The sequence below is a fragment of the Paraburkholderia sp. RAU6.4a genome (genome assembly GCF_050435625.1).
Taxonomy (GTDB): domain Bacteria; phylum Pseudomonadota; class Gammaproteobacteria; order Burkholderiales; family Burkholderiaceae; genus Paraburkholderia; species Paraburkholderia tuberum.
In genome coordinates, this window is the sequence record NZ_JBNDKQ010000002.1 from 2,590,381 (window position 1) to 2,612,145 (window position 21,765).

The following is a 21,765-nucleotide window of genomic DNA, read 5'->3' on the forward strand; positions in this document are numbered from 1 at the left end:
GAACCAGCGAGCACCAACCCAGCCACCCACACCTCACCCCAACGGCAAACAAATCTCCGTAACCAACTCCGCAGGCGCAGTCTCCTTGGGACTGTTCAAATACTCCTCAAACACCGGCGCATCCGCTGCCTCCCTCCCAGACTGCACGAGCCAGGTCCCGTACAACCACTCATAAGCCGCTCGCATATCGCTATACGGCCCCACATGCCGCAACACCGCATATTCCCCACCGCGTATACGCGTAGCAGAAACCGCCCCACCCATCCCAACAGCCGAAGCCACTTCAGCCATCACAGGCCCCGGCAACAACACACCCGCCTTCGAGCGCAACGCCTTCTCCTCGACCACTCCCGGATCATCGAAGTAAACCCCGATCATCCGCACCTGCGCCTCGAGCAGAGTATGTTTCGCAAGCCACCCCAACAAAGCATCAAAAGCCTTTCCGATCTGCATATAAGGTCCGACATGATCGACCGACAAAATCTCCATCGGCTCCACATAACGAATCACGACCTCACGAATCATCGTCATCTGATCGTCTCCTGAAAGCGCCGGACGAAACCGGCTATGCGTGCCTTGCCTGCGATACTGCGCCGGCGGCACACCAAACACCGCGCAAAACGTCCGCGAAAAAGACTGCAAACTGCTATACCCCGAACGCTCGGCAATCTGAGCAATCGGCATCGAACTACTCGCAAGAAAACCCGCTGCGCGATGCAACCGTAAACGCCGCACGGTCGTCGCGACCGTCTCGCCATACATCGCCTGATAAATCCGGTGCCAGTGATACGGCGACAGACACGCAATCTCCGCAAGCCGTCCTATATCGAGCGGTTCGTCGAGGTGATCGTAGATATGGTCGAGCACGCGTGCGAGTCGCGTCTCGTATCGAGCCCGATGGTCTGATTCGTTCATGACTGGACCGCAGAAAATTGTCGCGAGAGGATGCGAACAAAGTATCACGTCAGCGAGTGTCGGCCGTTTACCAAATCCTGCGGATTTCAAGCGGTGCGCACAAAGGGGATTGAGCGCCTGTTGACCGCGCCCCGTGGACGCGAGCAGGAGCGCCAAACACAGCATCGGCAAACAGCCCCAATCTCCGCAACGTGACGCTGCCGCCGTTTGGCGCTATCGTGTAGTGCGCAGCACCAGCAGCAAGCAACCTGCAGCATGTAACCGCCGTTCCCATTCCTACCCGCGTTCGCGCGAGGCGATGGAGCCGCAAACATGAGCTACACCGAGTCGATCGGCAGTCGCACGTACCGCTTCGCCGACCTGAAGACCCTGCTCGCGAAAGCGAGCCCGCAACGCTCGGGCGACCAGCTCGCAAGCATCGCGGCAGCGAGCGAAGAAGAGCGCGTCGCCGCCAAAATGGCGCTCGCCGAGGTGCCGCTACGCACGTTCCTGAACGAACCGCTGATCCCCTACGAAACCGACGAAGTCACCCGCCTGATCATCGACGATCACTCGCCAGCAGCCTTCGCCGAAATCTCCCATCTGACAGTAGGCGACTTCCGCAATTGGCTACTCAGCACCACAAGCGACACCGACGCACTCACCCGCATCACCGAGGGCCTAACACCAGAAATGGTCGCCGCCGTCTCAAAGCTGATGCGCAACCAGGACCTGATCACCGCCGCCCGTAAACGCCCGGTCATCACACGCTTTCGCAACACGGTCGGTTTACCGGGCCGCATGTCCGTACGCCTGCAACCGAACCACCCAACCGACGACGTCAAAGGCATCGCCGCCTCGATGCTCGACGGCCTGATGTACGGCTGCGGCGACGCGCTGATCGGCATCAACCCCGCGAGCGACAACCTCGCCGCGATCACGAAGCTGCTGCAGATGATCGACGACTTCCGCCAGCGCTATCAGGTACCGACGCAGTCGTGCGTACTCACGCACGTGACGAGCACGATCGCCGCGATGGAAAAAGGCGCGCCGGTCGATCTCGTATTCCAGTCGATCGCCGGTACCGAAAAAGCGAACGCGAGCTTTGGCATTTCGCTCGCGCTGCTGCAGGAAGCGTACGAGGCGGGGCTGTCGCTACAACGCGGCACCGTCGGCAGCAATCTGATGTACTTCGAAACGGGGCAGGGCAGCGCGTTGTCGGCGGATGCGCATTTCGGCGTTGACCAGCAGACCTGCGAGGCGCGCGCCTATGCGGTCGCGCGCAAGTTCAAGCCGTTTCTGGTGAATACGGTAGTCGGTTTCATCGGCCCTGAGTATTTGTACGATGGCAAGCAGATCACGCGCGCGGGCCTCGAGGATCACTTCTGCGGCAAGCTGCTCGGCGTGCCGATGGGTTGCGACATCTGCTACACGAACCACGCCGAAGCGGACCAGGACGACATGGACAATCTGCTGACGCTGCTCGGCGTAGCGGGCATCAATTTCATCATGGGCGTACCTGGCGCGGACGACGTCATGCTCAACTATCAGAGCACGTCCTTTCACGACGCGCTGTACGTGCGCGACGTGCTCGGTTTGCGCCGGGCGCCGGAATTCGAGGAATGGCTGGAGTCGATGCAGATCATCGACGCACGCGGCGCGTTGATCGGCGCATCGGCGCGGCAACCGCTGCTCGAAGGCGCGCGCGACTGGATGGGGATCGCATGAGCGAGAACGACGCACTCGACAAGGACCCGTGGAGCGCACTGCGTCGGTTTACGCAAGCGCGCATCGCGTTAGGCCGCGCGGGCAACAGCCTGCCGACGGCACCATTGCTCGCGTTCAATCTCGCGCATGCGCAGGCGCGCGACGCCGTGCACCATCCGCTCGACGTGGACCCGCTGCACGCACAGCTGCGCGCGCAAGGTTTCAACACGCTCGACGTGCATAGCGCCGCGCCGGATCGCGAGCATTATTTGAGGCGCCCCGATCTTGGGCGGCGTCTGTCGGAGGAGAGTCGCGCGACGCTTGCCCGACTGCCATCGCAATCAAGCGATGTGCTGTTTATGATCGGCGATGGTCTATCGGCGTTCGCCGCATCGAAGCAGGCTGTACCGTTGCTGCAAGCTATACATCCAAAGCTCGCGGGTTGGACCATCGGTCCCGCAGTGGTCGCGCGTCAGGCGCGCGTCGCACTCGGCGACGAGATCGGCGAATTGCTCGACGCGAAAATCGTTGTGATGCTGATCGGCGAGCGGCCGGGTTTGAGTTCACCGGATAGCCTCGGCATCTACGTCACGTACGCGCCGAAAACGGGGTGCAGCGACGCCCAGCGCAACTGCATTTCCAACGTGCGCCCGCAAGGCCTCGACTATCCGCAGGCCGCGCACAAGCTGCACTATCTGCTCACGCAGGCGAGGAAGCTGAGACTGACAGGGGTGGGCTTGAAAGACGACAGCGATGAGCTGCTAGCCAGCGCTCCGACGCATCCTGCCGTGAACGACGGTTCAGCGTAGGAAGCAACGAGCGTAAATCTCGCACGCCCACTCACTTGCGCAACAACCTCAAACCATTGCCCACTACCAGCAAACTCGCACCGACATCTGCGCACACCGCCATCCACATCGTGCCGAAGCCCATCAACGTCAGCACGAGGAACACGCTCTTGATGCCAAGCGCGAGCGTGATGTTCTGCACCAGCACCCCGTACGTCGCCTTCGACAACAGGATAAACGTCGGAATCTTCCGCAGATCGTCGTCCATCAACGCGACGTCGGCGGTTTCGATCGCGGTGTCGGTACCCATCGCACCCATCGCGAAGCCGATGTCAGCGCGCGCGAGCGCGGGCGCATCGTTGATGCCGTCGCCGACCATGCCGACCGTCGCGCCATCGCTCGACCATTGCGTGACCACGTCGAGCTTGTCCTCGGGCAACTGATCGCCGCGCGCTTCATCGACGCCGACCTGCTGCGCGATCGCCTCGGCGGTATGACGGTTGTCGCCGGTCAGCATCGTGGTGCCGACGCCGAGTCGCCGTAATTCGGCGACGGCCGCGCGGCTCGTTTCCTTCACCGTGTCAGCGACCGCAAACAGCGCGAGCACGCGCTGCGCATCGGCGAGCATCACGACGGTTTTGCCGTGCTGTTCGAGCGCATCGAGACGCGCTTCGAGTTGCGGCGAGCAGCGGCCCAACTCTTCGACCAGGCGATGATTGCCGAGCCAGTACGCGATACCGTCGATATCGCCGCGCACGCCGCGTCCAGCGATCGCCTGGAACGCATCGACGTGCAGGTGTTCGACGCCGTCGTCATTGGCGGCAGCAGCGATCGCCATCGAAACAGGGTGGTCGGAGCGGCCCCCGAGGCTTGCCGCAAGCGTGCGGTATCGGAACGTTTCACGCGCGTCACCAACCACCTCAAACTCCGTCTGCACTGGCTTCCCGTGCGTAATCGTCCCGGTCTTATCGAGCGCCAACCGGGTCAGCTTGCGACCCTGTTCGAGATAAACGCCACCCTTGATCAGAATCCCCTTGCGCGCCGCGGCCGCGAGCCCGCTGACGATCGTCACCGGTGTCGAAATGACGAGCGCGCACGGACACGCGATCACGAGCAGCACCAGCGCCTTGTACACCCACGCGTGCCACGCTCCACCGAACACGAGTGGTGGGACCAGAGCGACGGCGAGCGCAATCGCGAACACGATCGGCGTATAAACGCGCGCGAATTCATCGACGAAGCGCTGCGTCGGCGCCTTCGTGCCCTGCGCCTCCTCGACCGCGTGGATGATCCGCGCGAGCGTCGTGTTGCCGGCGGCCGCCGTCACTTGATAATCGAACGAGCCCGCCTGGTTGATCGTGCCGGCGAATACGGCGTCGCCGATCGCCTTGTCGACGGGCAGGCTCTCGCCGGTGATCGGCGCCTGATCGACGCTCGAGCGGCCCGCGACGATTTCGCCATCGAGCGCGATCCGCTCGCCCGGCTTCACGCGCACGAGCGTCCCGGGCACGATCGCGTCGACGCGGACGGGCTGCCACGCTCCATCGGGCTGCTGCACGCTGGCCTGTGCGGGCGTGAGCAGCATGAGTCCTTCGATCGCGTTGCGCGCGCGGTCGAGCGAGCGTACCTCGATCAGCTCGGCGATCGTGAAGAGCACCATCACCATTGCGGCTTCGGGCCACTGGCCGAGCAGCGCCGCGCCGGTCACGGCGATGCTCATCAGCGCGTTGATGTTCAAGTTGCCGTTGCGCAGCGCGACCCAGCCCTTGCGATATGTCGTGAGGCCACAGCAGGCAATCGCGACGACCGCCATACCCGCCACCACCCAGGCCGGCGCGCCGAGCCAGCTAGCGGCTTCTGAGGCTCCCGCGACGATGCCGGCGAGGATCAGGGGCCACCACGGCTTGCGCATTGCGTCAGTGGCTGCTTGGGGCACCGCGTCGGCGTTCCCACCCTTTCCGGCGTCGCTTGCCAGTTCGGGCGTGAAGTCGAGCGAGCGCAGGGCGACGAGGACCGACTCGAGCGCCTCCGGCGCGTGGACGACAGTCAGCACGCGCTGCATCAGGTTGAAGTCCATGCTACGCACGACCGGCATACGGCCGAGTTTCTTGCGGATCAGCGCTTCCTCGGTCGGGCAGTCCATCTGCAGGATGCGGATTGCGGTGCGAAGGTCGTCGTCGACGGCTTCGGACGGAGGCAGGCGCAGCGACGCAGGCGCAAAAGCGCTAGCGGCGCAGCAAGCGACAGCAGCGTGATCATGGGCGTGGCCGTGATCATGACCGTCCTGATGATCGTGCCCTTCATGCCGATCACCGCCGCCCACGTCGGCGCCACAAGCATGTTCACCGCCATGCGAATGCCCACATCCCTCACCCGTGCCCCTGCCGTGATCATGGTCGCGCCGCGCATCAACGTCGCCGCAACCCCCGTGCATACAGGCTTCGTCCAGTTCCGGACGATCGGTGGCAATACGGCAGGTGTCAGGCATTGGTGGCTTCCTCGTGCGATTTGTGGTCTAGTAAACACCCTGAAGCCACTACAAGGTCAAGGCCGCGTGGAGGAAGGGTCCATGAAAATCGGCGAACTGGCGAAAATCGCCCATTGCACGACGGAAACCATCCGTTTCTACGAAAAAGAGCGCCTGCTGCCCGAGGCGGAGCGCACCGAAGCCAATTACCGCAGTTACACGGCAAAGCATGTCGAGCGCCTGCGCTTCATCCGCAATTGCCGCGCGCTCGACATGACTCACGACGAAATCCGCGCATTGCTGCGTCTGACCGACGCGCCGGCGAACGGCTGTGGCGGCATGCATACGCTGGTCGACGAGCACATCGCGCACATCGACACGCGTATCGAAGAACTGCAGCAGCTGAAGGCGCAACTGACGACGCTGCGCGACCAATGCCACGGCGAGCATCCGGTCGAAGACTGCGGCATCGTGCACGGCCTGACCGACATGGATGTGGCCGTGCCGCGTCCGCGGCATACGCATCTCAGCTGACGCCATGCTTGCCGTCGAGCGCAATCGCGTCACGACACAGCGCCGGCGCGGCAACCCCATACACGGCAAGGCCGCATGTGCGACCTTGCCAATCGATCATCGAATCCAGTTGGAGAATCAACGTGTTCACCTGTAGAAATCAGTCCTGCGGCGCGCAGTGGGAGCAATCCGACGTCGTCATCAAGAACGAAGGCCAGGGGCTGCTGTTCCGCTGCCCGCTGTGCGGCGCGCGCAATTACGTCGAGCGTTTCGACGGCGACAACGGCGCGGTGCTGTACGAGCAGTTGCCGGGCCGCCCCGATCAGGGCCCGATGGCCGAGTAATCGCGATTCCTACAGACGATCCTATGAACAGTCCCACCCCCGCCGGCGCCGCATTCAGCGAGTTGCCGCTACCGCCCGCCACGCTCGCGAACCTGACGCAGCTCGGCTACGTCGAGATGACGCCGATCCAGGCCGCGAGCCTGCCGATCGCGCTCGCCGGTCAAGATCTGATCGCGCAGGCGAAAACCGGCAGCGGCAAGACCGCGGCGTTTTCGCTGGCGCTGCTCGCGCGCCTCGATGTACGCAAATTCGGCACGCAGGCAATGGTGCTGTGCCCGACGCGCGAACTCGCCGATCAGGTCACGCAGGAAATCCGCCGTCTCGCGCGCGCGGAAGAAAACATCAAGGTGCTGACCTTGTGCGGCGGCACGCCGATGCGCCCGCAGACGGCGAGCCTCGAGCACGGCGCGCACGTCGTGGTCGGCACGCCGGGCCGCATCATGGATCACCTCGAACGCGGCAGCCTCGATCTGCAATCGCTGAACACGCTCGTGCTCGACGAAGCCGACCGCATGCTCGACATGGGTTTCTTCGACGACATCGCGAAGGTCGCCAGGCAATGCCCGAAAGAGCGCCAAACGCTGCTGTTTTCGGCGACGTACCCTGAGGGCATCGCGAAGCTGAGCCAGCAATTCCTGCGAAACCCGAAGGAAGTCAAACTCGCCGAGCGGCACGACGACAGCAAGATCCGTCAGCGCTTCTACGAAGTGACCGAAGACGAACGTCTGCACGCGGTCGGTCTGCTGTTGAATCACTATCGTCCGGTCAGCACGATCGCGTTCTGCAACACGAAGCAGCAGTGCCGCGATCTGCTCGACGTGCTGCGCGCGCAGGGCTTCCATGCGCTTGCGCTGCACGGCGAACTCGATCAGCGCGAGCGCGATCAGGTGCTGATCCAGTTCGCGAACCGCAGCTGCTCGGTGCTCGTCGCGACCGACGTCGCCGCGCGCGGCCTCGACATCGCGCAACTCGAAGCGGTGATCAACGTCGACGTGACGCCGGACCCGGAAGTGCACACGCATCGCATCGGCCGCACGGGCCGCGCCGATCAGGAAGGCTGGGCGCTGAGTCTCGCGAGCATGGACGAGATGGGGCGCGTCGGTGGGATCGAGCAGGCGCACAAGCGCGACGTCGAATGGCACAAGCTGGCCGAGCTGAAGGCGGGCAACAACGAACCGCTGCTGCCGCCGATGGAAACGCTGCAGATCCTCGGCGGCCGCAAGGACAAGATCCGTCCCGGCGACGTGCTCGGCGCGCTGACCGGCGACGCCGGCTTCGCGGGCTCGCAGATCGGCAAGATCAACGTGACCGACATGTCGACCTATGTCGCGGTGGAGCGCAGCATCGCGCGCGAGGCGGTGCGCCGGCTCAGCGCGGGCAAGCTGAAGGGGCGCAAGGTCAAGGTTCGTTTGATGGACGAAGCCTGATTCACCCGAAGCTCCTCCGGCTTCTATTGAAAGTCCAATAACTCGAAAACGGCCGCGTCAGCGGCCGTTTTCGCGACCGGGCCGCTCAGCATCACATTCCTTCATACCTACGCAGTTACCCGCATTCCCCGAAATCCACACCGCGTCCCCGCAAACCATGAACCCACCGGCTTAGGCCTGCGTCGAGCGGCTTCGCGCGAGCCATGAAGAAAACGCATGCCGCGCATGACAAAGTTTCGATTGTGAGCGTTCTTTGGCTGATGCCTAATCACCCCACCGGAAGTAACGCCCCGCCGCCGCCATTCGCGCGGCCGCCGGCGGGTGTAGATAGGGAGAAAGTCTTATGCAGAGCGCCATGCAAGCCCGCTCGAAACTGCCGGACGTCGGCACCACCATTTTTACCGTGATCGGCCAACTGGCCGCGCAACACGATGCGTTGAACCTGTCGCAGGGCGCGCCGAATTTCGCGCCGGACCCGAAGCTCGTCGACGGCGTCGCGCAGGCGATGCGCGCCGGCCACAACCAGTACGCGCCGATGGCCGGCATCGGCGCGCTGCGCGAAGCGCTCGCCGACAAGGTCGAAACGCTGTACGGCGTGCGCTACGACCCCGCCAGCGAGGTGACCGTGCTCGCGAGCGCGAGCGAAGGTCTTTATTCGACGATCAGCGCGCTCGTGCATCCGGGCGACGAAGTGATCTACTTCGAGCCGTCGTTCGACAGCTACGGTCCGATCGTGCGCCTGCAGGGCGCGAAGCCGGTCGCGATCAAGCTGTCGCTCGATCACTTCCGCGTGAACTGGGATGAAGTCGCCGCCGCGATCACGCCGAAGACGCGCATGATCATCGTCAACACACCGCACAATCCGACCGCGACGATTTTTAGCGACGCCGATATCGAGCGGCTGAAGGCGCTCACGCGCAACACCGACATCGTGATTCTGTCCGACGAGGTCTACGAACACGTCGTGTTCGACGGCGCGAAGCATCAGAGCATGGCGCGCCATCAGGAACTCGCCGAGCGCAGCGTGATCGTGTCGTCGTTCGGCAAGTCGTACCACGTGACCGGCTGGCGCGTCGGCTACTGCCTCGCCCCCGCCGCACTGATGGACGAGATCCGCAAGGTCCATCAGTTCATGGTGTTCTCCGCCGATACGCCGATGCAACACGCGTTCGTCGACGCGCTCGCCAATCGCGACAGCTACCTCGGCCTGTCCGACTTCTATCAGAAGAAACGCGATCTGCTCGCGCATACGCTGCGCGAATCGCGCTTCGAGCTGTTGCCGAGCGAAGGCAGTTTCTTTATGCTCGCCCGGTTCCGCGGCTTCTCCGATGAAAGCGACAGCGATTTCGTGCTGCGCCTGATCCGCGATGCGCGCGTCGCGACGATTCCGTTGTCGGCGTTCTACACCGACGGCACGGATTCGGGGCTGATTCGCCTGAGTTTCTCGAAGGACGACGCGACGCTGCTCGAAGGCGCGCGGCGTTTGTGTGAAATCTGAGCGCGCGAGAGCACACTCGAAGTATCGAAGTCATCAAAGTATTCGAAGTATGAAGGGAGATGTCATGAAGTTGCTCAAGTGCTTGTTGGCGCTGGCCTGTGCCGGCGCGTCGCTCGCAGCATCGTCGGCCGCAAGCGCCGCCGATACCGCGACGCTGCGTTTCGGCCTCGAAGCGCAGTACCCGCCGTTCGAGTCGAAAGGACCGAACGGCGAACTGCAAGGGCTCGATATCGACGTGGGCAACGCGGTCTGCGCGGCCGCGCACATGACGTGCAAGTGGGTCGAAACCGCGTTCGACGGCCTGATTCCGGCCCTGCAAGGCCGCAAGTTCGACGCGATCAATTCAGCGATGAACGCGACCGAGCAGCGCCGCCAGGCGATCGATTTCACGACCGTCGTCTATCGCGTGCCGTCGCAACTGATCGCGCGCAGCGACAGCGGTTTGCAGCCGACGCCTGAGTCGCTGAAGGGCAAGCGCATCGGCGTACTGCAAGGCTCGATTCAGGAGACCTTCGCTAAGGTGCATTGGGAACCGGCCGGCGTGATCGTGCTGCCGTATCAGGATCAGAACCAGGTCTATGCCGATCTGACGGCTGGCCGTCTCGACGGCACGCTCGTGCTCGCGCCGGCCGGACAAACGGGCTTTCTGTCGAAGCCCGAAGGTAAGGGCTACGCGTTCGTCGGTCAGCCTGTGCGTGACGACAAGATTCTCGGCAGCGGCATCGCATACGGCATTCGCAAGGGTGATACCGCGCTGCGCGATCAGTTGAACGCCGCGATCGCGAAGGTGCAAGCCGACGGCACGGTGAAGACGCTCGCCGCGAAATATCTCGGCAATATCGACGTCAGCGCGAAGTAATCGCGTCGCGTTCGGCCGGCGGCGCCGTTTGCGAGCGGCGCCGCGCGTTCGCTTGTTGGCCATGCGTTTGACGGCTACGATACGTAGGCTTCGCGAAGTCGGAGACAACGGCGAAGTCGGCGGATCAACCGGAGAGCGCGCATGAGCGAGACGATCGAAGCGGCAAGCGCTGCGAACACCGCACGCGCAAAAGGCGCAGACGCGCCGCGCTTCTGGCGCAGCGCGGCGCTGCCGTTCATCGAGGCGCGTTCCATCGACGATGGCCGCAAGGTCTGCTACGCCAAACATTCGCACGAAACGTTTTCGATCGGCGCGGTGACGGGAGGCCGCAGCGTGTACCTGAACCGCCACGCGTGGGAATGGGTCGGCGCGGGCGCCGTCGTGATGATGAACCCCGACGATGTGCACGCGTGCAACCCGGTTGCCGGCGAGCGGTGGTCGTATCGGATGCTGCACGTCGACGTTGCGTGGTTCACGAAACTGCAGCACGAGCTGGGCTTCAACGAGAACCATGCGTTCCGCGCGTTTTCGCAGATCATGACGCTCGATGCCGCGCTGTTCGACGGCCTGAACCGGCTGTGTGCGATTCTCGCCGGTAACGACGACGACAACGACACCCTGCGCAAGGAAAGCGCGGCCATCACCTTCTTCTCCAGCGTGCAGCAAACGCTCAATCCGGCGAGCCTGCCCGAGCGTGCCGTGAGCGGCCAACTCGCGCGCGCCGCGGAGTACATCGCCGAAAACTGCACGCGCGCGCTAAAACTCGACGATGTGTGCGAAACCGCCGGGCTGTCCGCGTCGCACCTGATACGCGCGTTCAAGCTGCGCTACGGCATGACGCCCCACGCGTATCTGATCAACCGACGCATCCAGTACAGTCGCGCGCAACTGCGGCGCGGGGCACTGATCGCCGATGTCGCGCTCGATGCCGGCTTCGCCGATCAGGCGCATTTGCAGCGCACCTTCAAGCGGCTGGTGGCGGCGACGCCGGGCCAATATCGCAGCGGAGCGTGACGCGGCATGAAGCCGCCTCGGGAAGCAGGCGCGGCTCGCGTCACTCGACGAGCAGATACATCGCACTGAGCGCGAGCAGCGCCGCCATCACGCGATTGAACACCCGGACCCGCTTCGCTTCACGCAGATGCCTGCGCAAAAACGTGCCGGCATACGCCCAGCTCGCGATCGATAGATAGCAGATCACGAAGTACAGCGCCGTGAATTGCCAGACGAGCCCGCCGTCGCCGCCTGCCGCATACGCGCCCATGCCGGCCAGCGACGCGAGCCACGCCTTCGGATTGAGCCATTGCATGGCCGCGCCGTGCGCGAACGACGGCCCGCGCGCCGGCTTGTCCGCGCCGAGCTGGCCGTCATCGATGGTGAGCTTGTAGGCCATGTAGAGCAGAAAGCCCACGCCCGCCCATTTGACGATCTCGATCAGATTGGGAAAGCGCGCGAGCAATTCGTGCAGGCCGAGGCCGATCAACAGAAGCAGCAACGTGAAACCGACCGTCGCGCCAGTGACGTGCCGCAGACTCGCGGCGAGCCCGTGCTGCGCGCCGGCGCTCAGCGCGACGACGTTGACCGGGCCGGGAGAAATGGAACTGGCGAGCGCGAACGCGGCCATCGAGAGTAATGCGGTCATCGGATGCCTCGAAACGTGAGTGTGCGAATGGATTGCGACGCTCAACGGTAACGAGGCGGCGAGGGCATGTATTGAAGGAAATTGCCCAATCGATAAGAAGCTAAAACCGCTGCGGCTTCAACGGTTCACAAAAACATTAGGCGATGACGCGATGATTCGATAACAAACACGCGTTTGAATTTAAAAAAGAAATACGCGCAAACGTTACCGAGGAAAAACAATTTTTGAATTATCAGGTAAATTCTATTTATCGAAACTTATGATATGCCCCTATGCAGCGGGCGATTATTCGGCCCGATAAACAGTCCGAAGCCTCGAAAATGCGTGATTCCACTTGCGTATGGATTCGCTATCTGCTGGGTGCTCTGTCCCAACAAACCGGAAGCGTAGTGAGTACTTCGACAAACGGACTCCCGCCGTTGGAAACGCAGAGCACATGATCCACAAAAGAAAGGCCCGGTTTCACGTCCTGATCGCATGGGCGCGCAGATGGCGGATGCCACGCGATGGTGTCATCTACGCGGGATGCGGCGTGGTGCTCGCAATGCTCGCGCTGTGTGGCTACGCGCTGTATCAGAGCCGCGAGGATGCGATTGCGCGCGCTCTCGATTCGACGCGCGATGTCGCGACGATCACCGAGCGCGATATCGCGCGCAATTTCGAGCTGTACGCGCTGTCGCTGCAGGCCGTCGCCGATGGCCTCGGGCGTCCGGGCGTGCTCGATTCGCCGCGTTTGCAGCGCGAGATCCTGTTCGATCGCGCGGCGACCGGGCAATACGTCGGCGCGATGGTGGTGATCGACGCACTGGGCAACGTCGTGATCGATTCGGATAGCGACGTGCCGCGCGGGGGAAACCTCTCGGACCGTCCGTACTTCAGGATTCATCGTGAAGATCCGGATCTCGGGCTCGATGTCAGCGCGCCGTACAACTCGAGACTCAGACCCGGTTCGCGCAGCATCGCGCTGAGCCGGCGACTGTCCCGGCCTGACGGATCGTTTGCGGGAATCGTCGCGCTCGGTATCGATCAGGAGTATTTCACGAGCCTGTTCGCGGATCTGCGGATCGGGCAGCATGGCTCGGTGTCGATCGTCAGAACGGACGGCACGATCATCGTGCGACGGCCCGACGATCGACACGTGACGGGCAGCGACATCAGCAAGACGGCGTTCTTCCAGCACCTGCTCGCGAAAGACGAGGGCAGCTTGATCGCGTCTTCGCCGCTCGATGGCGCCGAGCGGCTTTACTCGTTCAGACGGATTCCGCAATTGCCGCTGATCGTGCTGGTCGCCGAGGCGACCGACGATATCTACGCGGGCTGGTGGGGGCGCGCGCTGACGATCGGTTCGCTGATGCTGATCTTCGGGATCGGCGTGATCGTGTTGGCGGCGTGGCTCGGCGCCGAGTTGCAGCGTCGACAGCGGGTGGAGCACGAGCTCGAACGGCTTGCCGGCACGGACGGACTCACCGGCCTGCCCAATCGCCGCGCGCTGTGCGAAACGCTCGAGCGCGAATGGCTGCGCGCGCGCCGCACGGGCAGCGTGTTATCGCTGCTGTTCGTCGATATCGATCACTTCAAAGCCTATAACGATACGTATGGTCATCAGGCCGGCGACGTCGCGCTGACCGCGGTCGCGCGCTGCATCCGCAGGGTGATCCAGCGGCCGGGCGATTGCGTCGGTCGATACGGCGGCGAGGAGTTCGTCGTGGTGCTGCCGGATACCGACGCCGCCGGCGCCGGGGTGGTCGGCGAGAACATCCGCGTGGCGATCGGCGAGTTGGGCATCGCGCACCAGGGCGGCGAGTTCGGTCGCGTGACGGTCAGCATCGGCGCGACCACGTCGCGGTCGGATCGGGTGACGGATGTCAGCGTCGTCGTTCGGGCTGCCGATGAGGCGTTGTATACGGCAAAGGCCCGTGGCAGGAATAGGGTCGCGCAGATGGGAGTTGGGTGACCGGTCGCTCCTGATTTTTCTGCGCCGGAAATGAAGAAGGGTTGCGACGCTTTCGCGTGCAACCCTTTCTGATTTCCGCGACGTGCTACCTCGCGCCGGTTGTCGATGCCTGGATTAGAACGAGCCAGCGATAACGCGCACCAGCCCACTGCGCAGCGGCGGCGCTGCTTCAGCGAACTCGAGATTCACCTTGTTGGCGACGCTCAAGATGCGGGTCTGATACGTACGATAGTTCGTATCTTCGCTGTAGGTCACGGTTGTGCCGCCACTGTTGCCTTGGTGCAGGTTGTGTGTGGAGTTTTCGTGGCTCGCTACGCCACTGTGCTGGCGCTCCTTGATTTGCACGTCGGTAATGGCGGTGTAGTACACGTCTTTAACTGCAGCGTTGGCGACCAGTTCGATCAGACCGCCCGCGAGGGCCGCGCCAGCGATCGGCGCGGCATGCGTGCTACCAAACGATGCCGCGGCGGCCGCGCCAAGAAAGGCACCGCCAAGAGGGGCGCCATATCCGCCGAATGCTTCCTGGGCCGCCGACGGAGCGACCTTGCCTACCTGCAGGATGTTTGCCTGAAGGATATATTGCGCATGGTCGGGGTCTCCGACAATGCGGTATCCCTTGCCCGAGACGGCCGCTTTCACGTCAGCCGCGATGTCGAAATCAGGCTTGTCGGAGGTATTGCGGATCTGCACGAAAACAGTCTTTTTCGAATCGGCGACCGGGTCGAGGAAGATCGTGTCCGACATCTTTGTCTGGACATCCAGGTCGTGCTTGCTGATCGCAACCTGGGTCGCCGCACACCCGGTCAGCAAGCTGGTGGTGCCGGCCGTAGCCAGAAGAACTGCTGTAAGTGCAAGTTTGTTCAATTTCATAACTTCCCCTGTGTTTCTGCAGCAGATCATTACGCTCCCCTGCTGCACGCTGGCCAATCATTTGAATTAATTTCTTCGCAGATACCCGTCCTTGCATGCTTATGAGGAAAGGAAGGGCATGTGGAATGTCGGCTGCTAGCTTGGGAATCTTTAGGGTTAGAAGCGAAATTATGCTAATTGGGTAATGGCATGGCCATTACGGGGGAGCGGATGTTGGGCGTATGGTGATAGGGCTGCGCAGCTTGCGCAATCTCGCAGTAGTTTGCGAATGGGTGTGCCGCAGCCGCGTTGTCCCATTTGCCTGCACAGGCGCCAGAACGCAAAAAGCCCGGTCGCAGTGACCGGGCTTTTTGCTTGAATCTGGTGGTGGGGCGTGAGTGACTCGAACACTCGACCTACGGATTAAGAGTCCGCTGCTCTACCAACTGAGCTAACGCCCCAACAGAAGCGAAATTATGCAGGATCTTTTTGAGATTGCCAAGCCCTTTTCGCAGTGTTATTAAAAAGATCGCATCGCCCGAACTTGAGCGTTCCCTCGACAAAGCCGTCATCCCGAAAACATCGACGCGTCCAACGCTGCCGGTATCATGTCGCGGACACCTCCCGCACGCAGCATCGCGGCTTTCGCCCGGGGATTCCCATGGATGACAAAGAGATTACCGAGCTGCTCGACCGAGTTCTCGCCCCATGGGTCCGGGCGCTCACGTTGACGCCGATCAAGGTCGACGAGGAAAGTGCCACGCTGCGTCTGCCGTTCTCTGGCGAGTGGCGACACTCGGGCGGCATGATCAGCGGCCAGGTATTCATGGCGGCCGCGGATACGGCGATGGTCGTCGCCATCACCGCCGCGCTCGGCGGCTTCAAGCCGATGAGCACGGTGTCGCTGAACATCAACTTCATGCGCGCGGTCCGCAAGGGCGATGTGCTGATCAAGGCGCGCGTGCTGCGCATGGGCCGCAATCTCGTGTTTGGCGAAGTCGAACTGTTCGACGAAGGCGGCAACATGGCGGTTCAAGCCACTACGACTTACGCGCTGCTCGAGTGAATGCGCGTCGGACCCGAGGGGGCCGCCAACACAATCTGCGCGCAGCAAGAGCAAAGGAAAGCAAGGAAAAGCAGCATGTTCGATCAGGTCGTATTCGCCGGCGGCGGCAACCGCTGCTGGTGGCAGGCGGGTTTCTGGGACGTCGTGCAGCCGCAGCTCGACATCCGTCCGCGCGTAATCACCGGCATTTCGGCCGGCGCCGCAACCGCGTGCATGATTTACACGCGCGGCGACGCCGACTGGGTTATGCGCTATTACGAAGACGCGCTGCGCCACAACACGCGCAACGCATACTGGGGCAATCTGCTGCGCGGCGAGTCGGTGTTCCCGCATTACCGGATCTACCGTCAGGCGCTGCTCGATATCTATGGCGACAAGTTTTCCAGGCTCGCGCAGGCGCCGGAAATCCGCATCGGCGTGTCGCATCTGCCGCGCTGGCTCGGCGCGAGAAGTGCGGTCGCGGCAGGGCTGGTCGCGTACAACATCGAAAAATACGTGCGCAAGACGCTGCATCCGACGCTCGGTCGGACGCTTGGCTTTCATCCGGAATTCGTGCGCGCGCAGGATTGCGCAAGCGTCGACGAGTTGGCCGACCTGATCCTGCAATCGTCGAGTACACCGCCGTTCACGCCGGTTCTGCGGCGCAACGGCCGGCCGGTGCTGGACGGCGGCATGGTCGACAACGTGCCGGTCGGCGCGCTAGATGCCGACGCGCCGGGCAACGTGCTCGTGATGGTCACGCGTCTTTATCCGCGGCCGCAGATGTTCGTCGTGCCACACGGCGTGCAGCAGCGGCTTTACGTGCAACCGTCGCGCAAGGTGCCGATTTCGAGTTGGGATTACACGAGTCCGTCGCAGATGGTGCACGCCTATAACCTTGGCCGTGCCGACGGTGAGGTCTTCCTTGAACGCATCCCTGCATTGATGGAGGCGGGAGCGCACGAAGCGCGATGAGCGACGCGACAGGGCGGGGCGGGCACACAGCTGATCCGCCGGCCGCCTCGCCCACCAATCACCGCCGACGCCCGCCCTGCAACGCCTCCGGATTCGCGACACTGGCGGTATCGCCGGCATCGAACGCGAGGATGTTGTTGAACGCCGCCGAAAAATACAGCTCGTAGCTCTCGCGCTCCACGTAGCCGATGTGCGGCGTGCAGATCACGTTCTCCATGCGCAGCAGGCTGTAGCCTTGCAGGATCGGCTCGCTTTCGTAGACGTCGATCGCGACCATCCCCGGACGGTTGTGCGACAGCGCGTTCACCAGCGCACTCTCTTCGAGCAGCTCGGCGCGGCTCGTGTTCACGAGCAGCGCGGTCGGTTTCATGCGCATCAAATCGTCCTGCTTGACGATGCCACGCGTGTCGTCGTGCAGACGCAGATGCAGGGACAGCACATCGCTGGTCTCGAACAGTTCCTCACGACTCGCCGCGACGCTGTAGCCATCGGCGCGAGCGGCTTCGCGCGAGTGCTCGCGGCCCCAGATCAGCACGTTCATGCCGAACGCCTTGCCGTAGCCAGCGAGCAGTCGGCCGATCTTGCCGTAGCCCCAGATCCCTAGCGTCTGTCCGCGCAGCACTTGCCCCAAACCGAAGTTCGGCGGCAGCGCCGACGTCTTCAGCCCCGACTGCTGCCAGGCGCCCTGTTTAAGGTTTGCCACGTATTGCGGAATACGCCGTTGGGCGGCCATGATGAGTGCCCACGTCAGTTCGGCCGGCGCGACCGGCGAACCGCTGCCCTCGAGCACGGCAATGCCGCGCTCGGTACAGGCCGCTAGATCGATGTGGCTCGACACTTTGCCAGTCTGACTGATCATGCGCAAACGCGGCAGCTTGTCGAGTAGTTGCGACGTGATGCGGGTACGCTCGCGAATCAGAACGAGGGCGTCGACTTCCGCAAGACGGCTCGCAAGTTGTCCGAGACCGCGCACGGTATTGTTGAATACTTTGACTTCCTGGTCGGCCAGCAATTGAAAGCAGTCGAGCTTGCGAACGGCGTCCTGGTAATCGTCGAGGATGGCAATCTTCATGGTATGTAATTTGCGGCGCACCTCGTTGGTGCGAACCGAATGTTATGCTGACTGTCCCATCATGTGACTTAGCTCACACGTTGGTCTGGCTAGATGTCCTACCGTAGAAGCTGTCGCACACAAACGAACGGCAACGCTACGTGAGGGCGAATTGAGAACGTTTTTAGCAGTTTGTTGCGTGTTGAGGCAAGCCGCTTTACACAAGGTTGCAGAAGCCTTGTAGGAAGCGTGCCTCCGCCTGGCAAGCTGTGTGGCCCAGGACGATCTGCGCGATCATGCGCCGCCAGTGGAAAATTGACACGTCGGCGCGATGAATTCAATGCCTCTCGCATGCAGCGTCCCCGGGCTTGTACCGTTTTTCTATTGCTTCAAACGGAGACAAGTCGATGAATCATCCCTCGTTCGAAGGCCAGCCCACTATCGAGGCGCCCACATGGATCAAACACCGCAAGCTGATCGACTGGGTCCAGCGCATCGCCGCGCTGACCAAGCCTGAAAAAGTGGTCTGGTGCGACGGCTCGCAGGAAGAATATGACCGCCTGTGCGCGCAGATGGTCGAAGCCGGAACGCTGAAGAAACTCAACCCCGCCAAGCGTCCCAATTCCTATCTCGCCTGGTCCGATCCGTCCGACGTCGCGCGCGTCGAGGATCGCACCTTCATCTGCTCGCAGCGCGCCGAGGACGCCGGCCCCACCAACAACTGGATCGCCCCGGCCGAAATGCGCTCGACGCTCGACGGCCTGTTCGATGGCGCGATGCGCGGCCGCACGATGTACGTGGTGCCGTTCTCGATGGGCCCGCTCGGCTCGCCGATCGCGCATATCGGCGTCGAGTTGAGCGACAGCCCGTACGTCGCGACCAATATGCGCATCATGACGCGCATGGGCCGCAAGGTGTATGACGTGCTCGGCGAGGACGGCGAGTTCGTGCCATGCGTGCATTCGGTCGGCGCGCCGCTCGCGGCGGGCGAGCAGGACGTGTCGTGGCCTTGCAACAAGACCAAGTACATCGTGCATTTCCCCGAATCGCGCGAAATCTGGAGCTTTGGCTCGGGCTATGGCGGCAATGCGCTGCTCGGCAAGAAGTGCTTCGCGCTGCGCATCGCATCGACGATGGGCCGCGACGAGGGCTGGCTCGCCGAACACATGCTGATTCTCGGCGTCACCTCGCCGGACGGGCGCAAGCATCACGTGGCGGCGGCGTTTCCGTCGGCGTGCGGCAAGACCAACTTTGCGATGCTGATCCCGCCGGCGGGCCTGAACGGCTGGAAAATCTCGACGATCGGCGACGACATCGCGTGGATCAAGCCGGGCAAGGACGGCCGCCTGTACGCGATCAATCCGGAAGCCGGCTACTTCGGCGTTGCGCCGGGCACGAGCGAAAAGACCAACTACAATGCGCTCGCCACGTTGAAGGAAAACGTGATCTTCACGAACGTCGCGCTGACCGACGACGGCGACGTCTGGTGGGAAGGCATGACCGACGAGCCGCCGGCGCATCTGATCGACTGGCAGGGCAAGGACTGGACGCCGGCCGAGGCAAAGGAAACCGGCCGCAAGGCGGCGCATCCGAACGCGCGCTTCACGGCGCCGGCTTCGCAGTGCCCGTCGATCGACGCGGACTGGGAAAACCCGGCCGGTGTCGCAATCGACGCATTCATCTTCGGTGGCCGCCGCTCGACCACCGTGCCGCTCGTCACCGAAGCGCGCAACTGGGTCGAGGGCGTCTACATGGCGGCGACGATGGGCTCTGAAACCACCGCCGCGGCGGCTGGACAGCAGGGCGTGGTGCGCCGCGATCCGTTCGCGATGCTGCCGTTCTGCGGCTACAACATGAGCGACTATTTCACTCATTGGCTGAAGACCGGCGAGCGTCTGCAGCAGTTGAGCGCGAAGCTGCCGAAAATCTTCTGCGTGAACTGGTTCCGCAAGGGCGCGGACGGCAAGTTCGTGTGGCCTGGCTTCGGCGAGAACATGCGCGTGCTGAGCTGGATGGTCGGCCGCATCGAAGGCACTGCGCAGGGCGAAGAGCATGCGTTCGGCATTTCGCCGCACTATGAGGACATCGACTGGAGCGGGCTGAACTTCAGCCGCGAGCAGTTCGAGCAGGTGATTTCCGTCGATGACGCTGCATGGCGCGACGAGCTCGTGTTGCACGCGAAGCTGTTTGACACGCTGCAACACGGTCTGCCGCCGGCACTGACTGAGGCGAAGCGCGCGCTCGAGGAAAAACTCACAGCTTGATTATGTGAGTGCACACTCAGCATAAAAAGCCGCCCTCGGGCGGTTTTTTCGTTTGGGCGCACGGTTTATTTCCGTTTTTTCGAGTTCCGCAACGGCCGAACGACCGTTGCGCCTGTTCGAACAAAAAAGACGGAGCGAGCTGCAGCGCAGCAGATTGTTTTTGATTTGGGAATAATCGCTGGTCAGACCCCGGTTTTATCGACACAGTCGTACCAAAATTGACAATATTTCCTATTTTGCGGGCAACTTCTGCACGATTTTGCGAGTCGTAGGAGAATTCCAAGTTCGCTTCACTGGTTTTCACCAATTGTCAGGAAGCAGTAACAAGGCAGGGAGTTGTCATATGGATCATTTGCAGTCGATGCGAGTTTTCGTCAAGGTGGCGGATCTCGGCAGTTTTGCCCGCGCCGCGAGCGCCATGGATATTTCCAACGCGGTCGCCACCCGTCACGTTGCCGACCTCGAGGGCCGTCTTGGTACGCGGCTGCTCAATCGCACGACCCGCAGCTTGTCGCTGACCGAATCCGGTCAGGTCTACCTCGAGCGCGCCCGTCAGATTCTCGACGAACTGGAAGACGTCGAACAGATGGTGGTCGCTCGCAATCACGAACCCGTCGGCACGCTACGCATCGTCGCGCCTGTCGTGTTCGGGCTGCATAACCTCGCGCCCGTGCTGCAAACGTACGCGGAGCGCTATCCAAAAGTCATTCCCGACGTCACGCTGGTCGATCGTCAGGTGGACCTCGTCGAGGAGGGCTTCGACGTCGGCGTCGTGATCGCGCGGCAAATGCGCAGCGCGAGTATCGTTACGCGGCGTCTGACCACGGGCTGCATGACCGTCTGCGCGACGCCGGCTTATCTGGAAAAGCATGGCATGCCGACGCGTCCCGAACATCTGCTCGAGCACCCGTGCCTGAGCCTGCCATCCGAATACTGGGGCGATGAACGCGTGTTTACGGGGCCGGAAGGCGAAGTGCGCGTGCGGCCGTCGAACGTGATCGTCGCGAACAACACGGAGATGCTGAGACAGTTTGCGCTGCTCGGCATGGGCACCGCGATTCTGCCGAGCTATCTGATCGGTCGCGACATGACGCGCGGCCGGCTCGTGCGTTTGCTCGGCGATTACCGTTTGCCGCAGGTCGAGATCAATATTGCGTACCCAAGCCGCCGTCACCTGCCGGCCAAGGTGCGCACGTTCATCGACCATCTGGTCGAGCACTTCAACCAGACGCCGAACAGCGTGCTCGGCGAGCAGTGGATCAAGGACGGTCTGGAGCGTCCGGCGACGTCGGCCGCGTTCGAGACTGCCGAGTCGCGCGCACCGGAAGCGTTCGATGGCGCCGAGCCGCTGTCGCGGCTTCTCGATAGCGAGCTGTCGCCGGCCGTGCCGAAGCCGATGACGAAGTCGTCCAATCGCAGTCCACGCCCGACGGCGTTGTCGCCGTTGTAAATCTCTGAATGTCGAAGCCCGCAGCGATGCGGGCCGGC

Annotated in this window: 20 protein-coding genes and 1 tRNA gene; 13 read left to right on the plus strand and 8 right to left on the minus strand. The window is 62.7% G+C overall.

The features are described from left to right. Positions 1-33: 33 nt before the first annotated feature. Positions 34-915 carry an AraC family transcriptional regulator gene (locus OKW40_RS16825; RefSeq protein ID WP_429407847.1) on the minus strand — a complete coding sequence of 294 codons (882 nt, stop codon included), beginning with the start codon at positions 913-915 and terminating at the stop codon, positions 34-36. A gap of 312 nt (positions 916-1,227) precedes the next feature. On the opposite strand from OKW40_RS16825, the gene OKW40_RS16830 reads away from it, so the two are divergent. Both OKW40_RS16830 and eutC read left to right on the plus strand, forming a co-directional pair. Then, positions 1,228-2,622, plus strand: a complete 1,395-nt coding sequence (locus tag OKW40_RS16830; protein WP_429490574.1) for an ethanolamine ammonia-lyase subunit EutB — start codon at positions 1,228-1,230, stop codon at positions 2,620-2,622. Then, positions 2,619-3,410, plus strand: coding sequence for an ethanolamine ammonia-lyase subunit EutC (gene eutC / locus OKW40_RS16835; protein ID WP_429490576.1), 792 nt, complete (start codon positions 2,619-2,621; stop codon positions 3,408-3,410). The genes OKW40_RS16830 and eutC overlap by 4 nt, the downstream gene beginning before the upstream one ends. A gap of 31 nt (positions 3,411-3,441) precedes the next feature. On the opposite strand, the gene OKW40_RS16840 is transcribed toward eutC, so the two are convergent. Continuing rightward, the gene (locus OKW40_RS16840; protein ID WP_429490577.1) at positions 3,442-5,877 is read right to left on the minus strand and encodes a heavy metal translocating P-type ATPase; all 2,436 of its coding nucleotides are present in this window, start codon (positions 5,875-5,877) and stop codon (positions 3,442-3,444) included. Positions 5,878-5,958: 81 nt separating this feature from the next. Between OKW40_RS16840 and cadR the strand changes: the two genes are divergently transcribed. Then, positions 5,959-6,390 (plus strand): Cd(II)/Pb(II)-responsive transcriptional regulator, encoded by a 432-nt coding sequence (gene cadR, locus OKW40_RS16845; protein WP_429407840.1) that lies wholly within the window; start codon positions 5,959-5,961, stop codon positions 6,388-6,390. On the opposite strand, the gene OKW40_RS16850 is transcribed toward cadR, so the two are convergent. After that, positions 6,383-6,520 (minus strand): hypothetical protein, encoded by a 138-nt coding sequence (locus OKW40_RS16850; protein ID WP_429490579.1) that lies wholly within the window; start codon positions 6,518-6,520, stop codon positions 6,383-6,385. The two genes, cadR and OKW40_RS16850, sit on opposite strands and share 8 nt — an antisense overlap. Here OKW40_RS16850 and OKW40_RS16855 point away from each other — a divergent pair. The 5 genes from OKW40_RS16855 (at position 6,513) to OKW40_RS16875 (ending at position 11,511) form a co-directional block, all read left to right on the plus strand. After that, positions 6,513-6,713, plus strand: coding sequence for a hypothetical protein (locus OKW40_RS16855; RefSeq protein WP_090802271.1), 201 nt, complete (start codon positions 6,513-6,515; stop codon positions 6,711-6,713). The two genes, OKW40_RS16850 and OKW40_RS16855, sit on opposite strands and share 8 nt — an antisense overlap. A 23-nt stretch (positions 6,714-6,736) precedes the next feature. Continuing rightward, a complete protein-coding gene (gene dbpA, locus OKW40_RS16860; protein WP_184056100.1) occupies positions 6,737-8,140 on the plus strand; it encodes an ATP-dependent RNA helicase DbpA in 1,404 nt (467 codons plus the stop codon). Between the two features lie 343 nt (positions 8,141-8,483). Then, entirely contained in the window at positions 8,484-9,638 is a 1,155-nt protein-coding gene (locus OKW40_RS16865; protein WP_429490581.1) for a pyridoxal phosphate-dependent aminotransferase, read from the plus strand. A 64-nt stretch (positions 9,639-9,702) separates the two neighbouring features. Next, entirely contained in the window at positions 9,703-10,497 is a 795-nt protein-coding gene (locus OKW40_RS16870) for an ABC transporter substrate-binding protein (protein WP_429490583.1), read from the plus strand. Between the two features lie 141 nt (positions 10,498-10,638). Continuing rightward, positions 10,639-11,511 carry an AraC family transcriptional regulator gene (locus tag OKW40_RS16875; protein ID WP_429490585.1) on the plus strand — a complete coding sequence of 291 codons (873 nt, stop codon included), beginning with the start codon at positions 10,639-10,641 and terminating at the stop codon, positions 11,509-11,511. Between the two features lie 40 nt (positions 11,512-11,551). Here OKW40_RS16875 and OKW40_RS16880 read toward each other — a convergent pair whose 3' ends face one another. Further along, a complete protein-coding gene (locus OKW40_RS16880) occupies positions 11,552-12,139 on the minus strand; it encodes a LysE family translocator (RefSeq protein ID WP_429490587.1) in 588 nt (195 codons plus the stop codon). Positions 12,140-12,575: 436 nt separating this feature from the next. Between OKW40_RS16880 and OKW40_RS16885 the strand changes: the two genes are divergently transcribed. After that, positions 12,576-14,093, plus strand: a complete 1,518-nt coding sequence (locus OKW40_RS16885; protein WP_429490589.1) for a sensor domain-containing diguanylate cyclase — start codon at positions 12,576-12,578, stop codon at positions 14,091-14,093. A gap of 114 nt (positions 14,094-14,207) precedes the next feature. Here OKW40_RS16885 and OKW40_RS16890 read toward each other — a convergent pair whose 3' ends face one another. Together OKW40_RS16890 and OKW40_RS16895 are read right to left on the minus strand one after the other, a co-directional pair. Next, positions 14,208-14,963, minus strand: a complete 756-nt coding sequence (locus tag OKW40_RS16890) for a complement resistance protein TraT (protein WP_184040829.1) — start codon at positions 14,961-14,963, stop codon at positions 14,208-14,210. A gap of 364 nt (positions 14,964-15,327) precedes the next feature. Continuing rightward, positions 15,328-15,403: transfer RNA gene (locus OKW40_RS16895), tRNA-Lys, on the minus strand. A 200-nt stretch (positions 15,404-15,603) separates the two neighbouring features. Here OKW40_RS16895 and OKW40_RS16900 point away from each other — a divergent pair. Beyond that, the gene (locus OKW40_RS16900; RefSeq protein WP_018418954.1) at positions 15,604-16,008 is read left to right on the plus strand and encodes a PaaI family thioesterase; all 405 of its coding nucleotides are present in this window, start codon (positions 15,604-15,606) and stop codon (positions 16,006-16,008) included. 75 nt (positions 16,009-16,083) lie between these two features. Continuing rightward, on the plus strand, positions 16,084-16,962 hold the full coding sequence (locus OKW40_RS16905) for a patatin-like phospholipase family protein (protein ID WP_090805505.1): 879 nt from the start codon (positions 16,084-16,086) through the stop codon (positions 16,960-16,962). Between the two features lie 58 nt (positions 16,963-17,020). Here the strand turns inward: OKW40_RS16905 and OKW40_RS16910 are convergent, their stop codons facing one another. Next, the gene (locus OKW40_RS16910; RefSeq protein WP_184025762.1) at positions 17,021-18,034 is read right to left on the minus strand and encodes a D-2-hydroxyacid dehydrogenase family protein; all 1,014 of its coding nucleotides are present in this window, start codon (positions 18,032-18,034) and stop codon (positions 17,021-17,023) included. A gap of 386 nt (positions 18,035-18,420) precedes the next feature. Between OKW40_RS16910 and OKW40_RS16915 the strand changes: the two genes are divergently transcribed. Further along, the gene (locus OKW40_RS16915; protein WP_184060914.1) at positions 18,421-20,277 is read left to right on the plus strand and encodes a phosphoenolpyruvate carboxykinase (GTP); all 1,857 of its coding nucleotides are present in this window, start codon (positions 18,421-18,423) and stop codon (positions 20,275-20,277) included. Between the two features lie 16 nt (positions 20,278-20,293). On the opposite strand, the gene OKW40_RS16920 is transcribed toward OKW40_RS16915, so the two are convergent. Beyond that, on the minus strand, positions 20,294-20,560 hold the full coding sequence (locus OKW40_RS16920; protein ID WP_429490591.1) for a hypothetical protein: 267 nt from the start codon (positions 20,558-20,560) through the stop codon (positions 20,294-20,296). A 60-nt stretch (positions 20,561-20,620) separates the two neighbouring features. Here OKW40_RS16920 and OKW40_RS16925 point away from each other — a divergent pair, with 60 nt between their 5' ends. After that, the gene (locus OKW40_RS16925; protein ID WP_090802249.1) at positions 20,621-21,727 is read left to right on the plus strand and encodes a LysR family transcriptional regulator; all 1,107 of its coding nucleotides are present in this window, start codon (positions 20,621-20,623) and stop codon (positions 21,725-21,727) included. Positions 21,728-21,765: the final 38 nt, after the last annotated feature.

Excerpts from the sequence above, each read along its gene's own strand:
- cadR (WP_429407840.1), top strand. The coding sequence starts at position 5,959 with ATGAAAATCGGCGAACTGGCGAAAATCGCCCATTGCACGACGGAAACC.
- OKW40_RS16905 (WP_090805505.1), top strand. The coding sequence starts at position 16,084 with ATGTTCGATCAGGTCGTATTCGCCGGCGGCGGCAACCGCTGCTGGTGG.
- OKW40_RS16865 (WP_429490581.1), top strand. The coding sequence starts at position 8,484 with ATGCAGAGCGCCATGCAAGCCCGCTCGAAACTGCCGGACGTCGGCACC.
- OKW40_RS16925 (WP_090802249.1), top strand. The coding sequence starts at position 20,621 with ATGGATCATTTGCAGTCGATGCGAGTTTTCGTCAAGGTGGCGGATCTC.
- OKW40_RS16910 (WP_184025762.1), bottom strand. The coding sequence starts at position 18,034 with ATGAAGATTGCCATCCTCGACGATTACCAGGACGCCGTTCGCAAGCTC.
- OKW40_RS16875 (WP_429490585.1), top strand. The coding sequence starts at position 10,639 with ATGAGCGAGACGATCGAAGCGGCAAGCGCTGCGAACACCGCACGCGCA.
- eutC (WP_429490576.1), top strand. The coding sequence starts at position 2,619 with ATGAGCGAGAACGACGCACTCGACAAGGACCCGTGGAGCGCACTGCGT.
- OKW40_RS16890 (WP_184040829.1), bottom strand. The coding sequence starts at position 14,963 with ATGAAATTGAACAAACTTGCACTTACAGCAGTTCTTCTGGCTACGGCC.
- OKW40_RS16880 (WP_429490587.1), bottom strand. The coding sequence starts at position 12,139 with ATGACCGCATTACTCTCGATGGCCGCGTTCGCGCTCGCCAGTTCCATT.
- OKW40_RS16900 (WP_018418954.1), top strand. The coding sequence starts at position 15,604 with ATGGATGACAAAGAGATTACCGAGCTGCTCGACCGAGTTCTCGCCCCA.
- OKW40_RS16870 (WP_429490583.1), top strand. The coding sequence starts at position 9,703 with ATGAAGTTGCTCAAGTGCTTGTTGGCGCTGGCCTGTGCCGGCGCGTCG.
- OKW40_RS16915 (WP_184060914.1), top strand. The coding sequence starts at position 18,421 with ATGAATCATCCCTCGTTCGAAGGCCAGCCCACTATCGAGGCGCCCACA.
- OKW40_RS16825 (WP_429407847.1), bottom strand. The coding sequence starts at position 915 with ATGAACGAATCAGACCATCGGGCTCGATACGAGACGCGACTCGCACGC.
- OKW40_RS16885 (WP_429490589.1), top strand. The coding sequence starts at position 12,576 with ATGATCCACAAAAGAAAGGCCCGGTTTCACGTCCTGATCGCATGGGCG.
- OKW40_RS16840 (WP_429490577.1), bottom strand. The coding sequence starts at position 5,877 with ATGCCTGACACCTGCCGTATTGCCACCGATCGTCCGGAACTGGACGAA.
- dbpA (WP_184056100.1), top strand. The coding sequence starts at position 6,737 with ATGAACAGTCCCACCCCCGCCGGCGCCGCATTCAGCGAGTTGCCGCTA.
- OKW40_RS16830 (WP_429490574.1), top strand. The coding sequence starts at position 1,228 with ATGAGCTACACCGAGTCGATCGGCAGTCGCACGTACCGCTTCGCCGAC.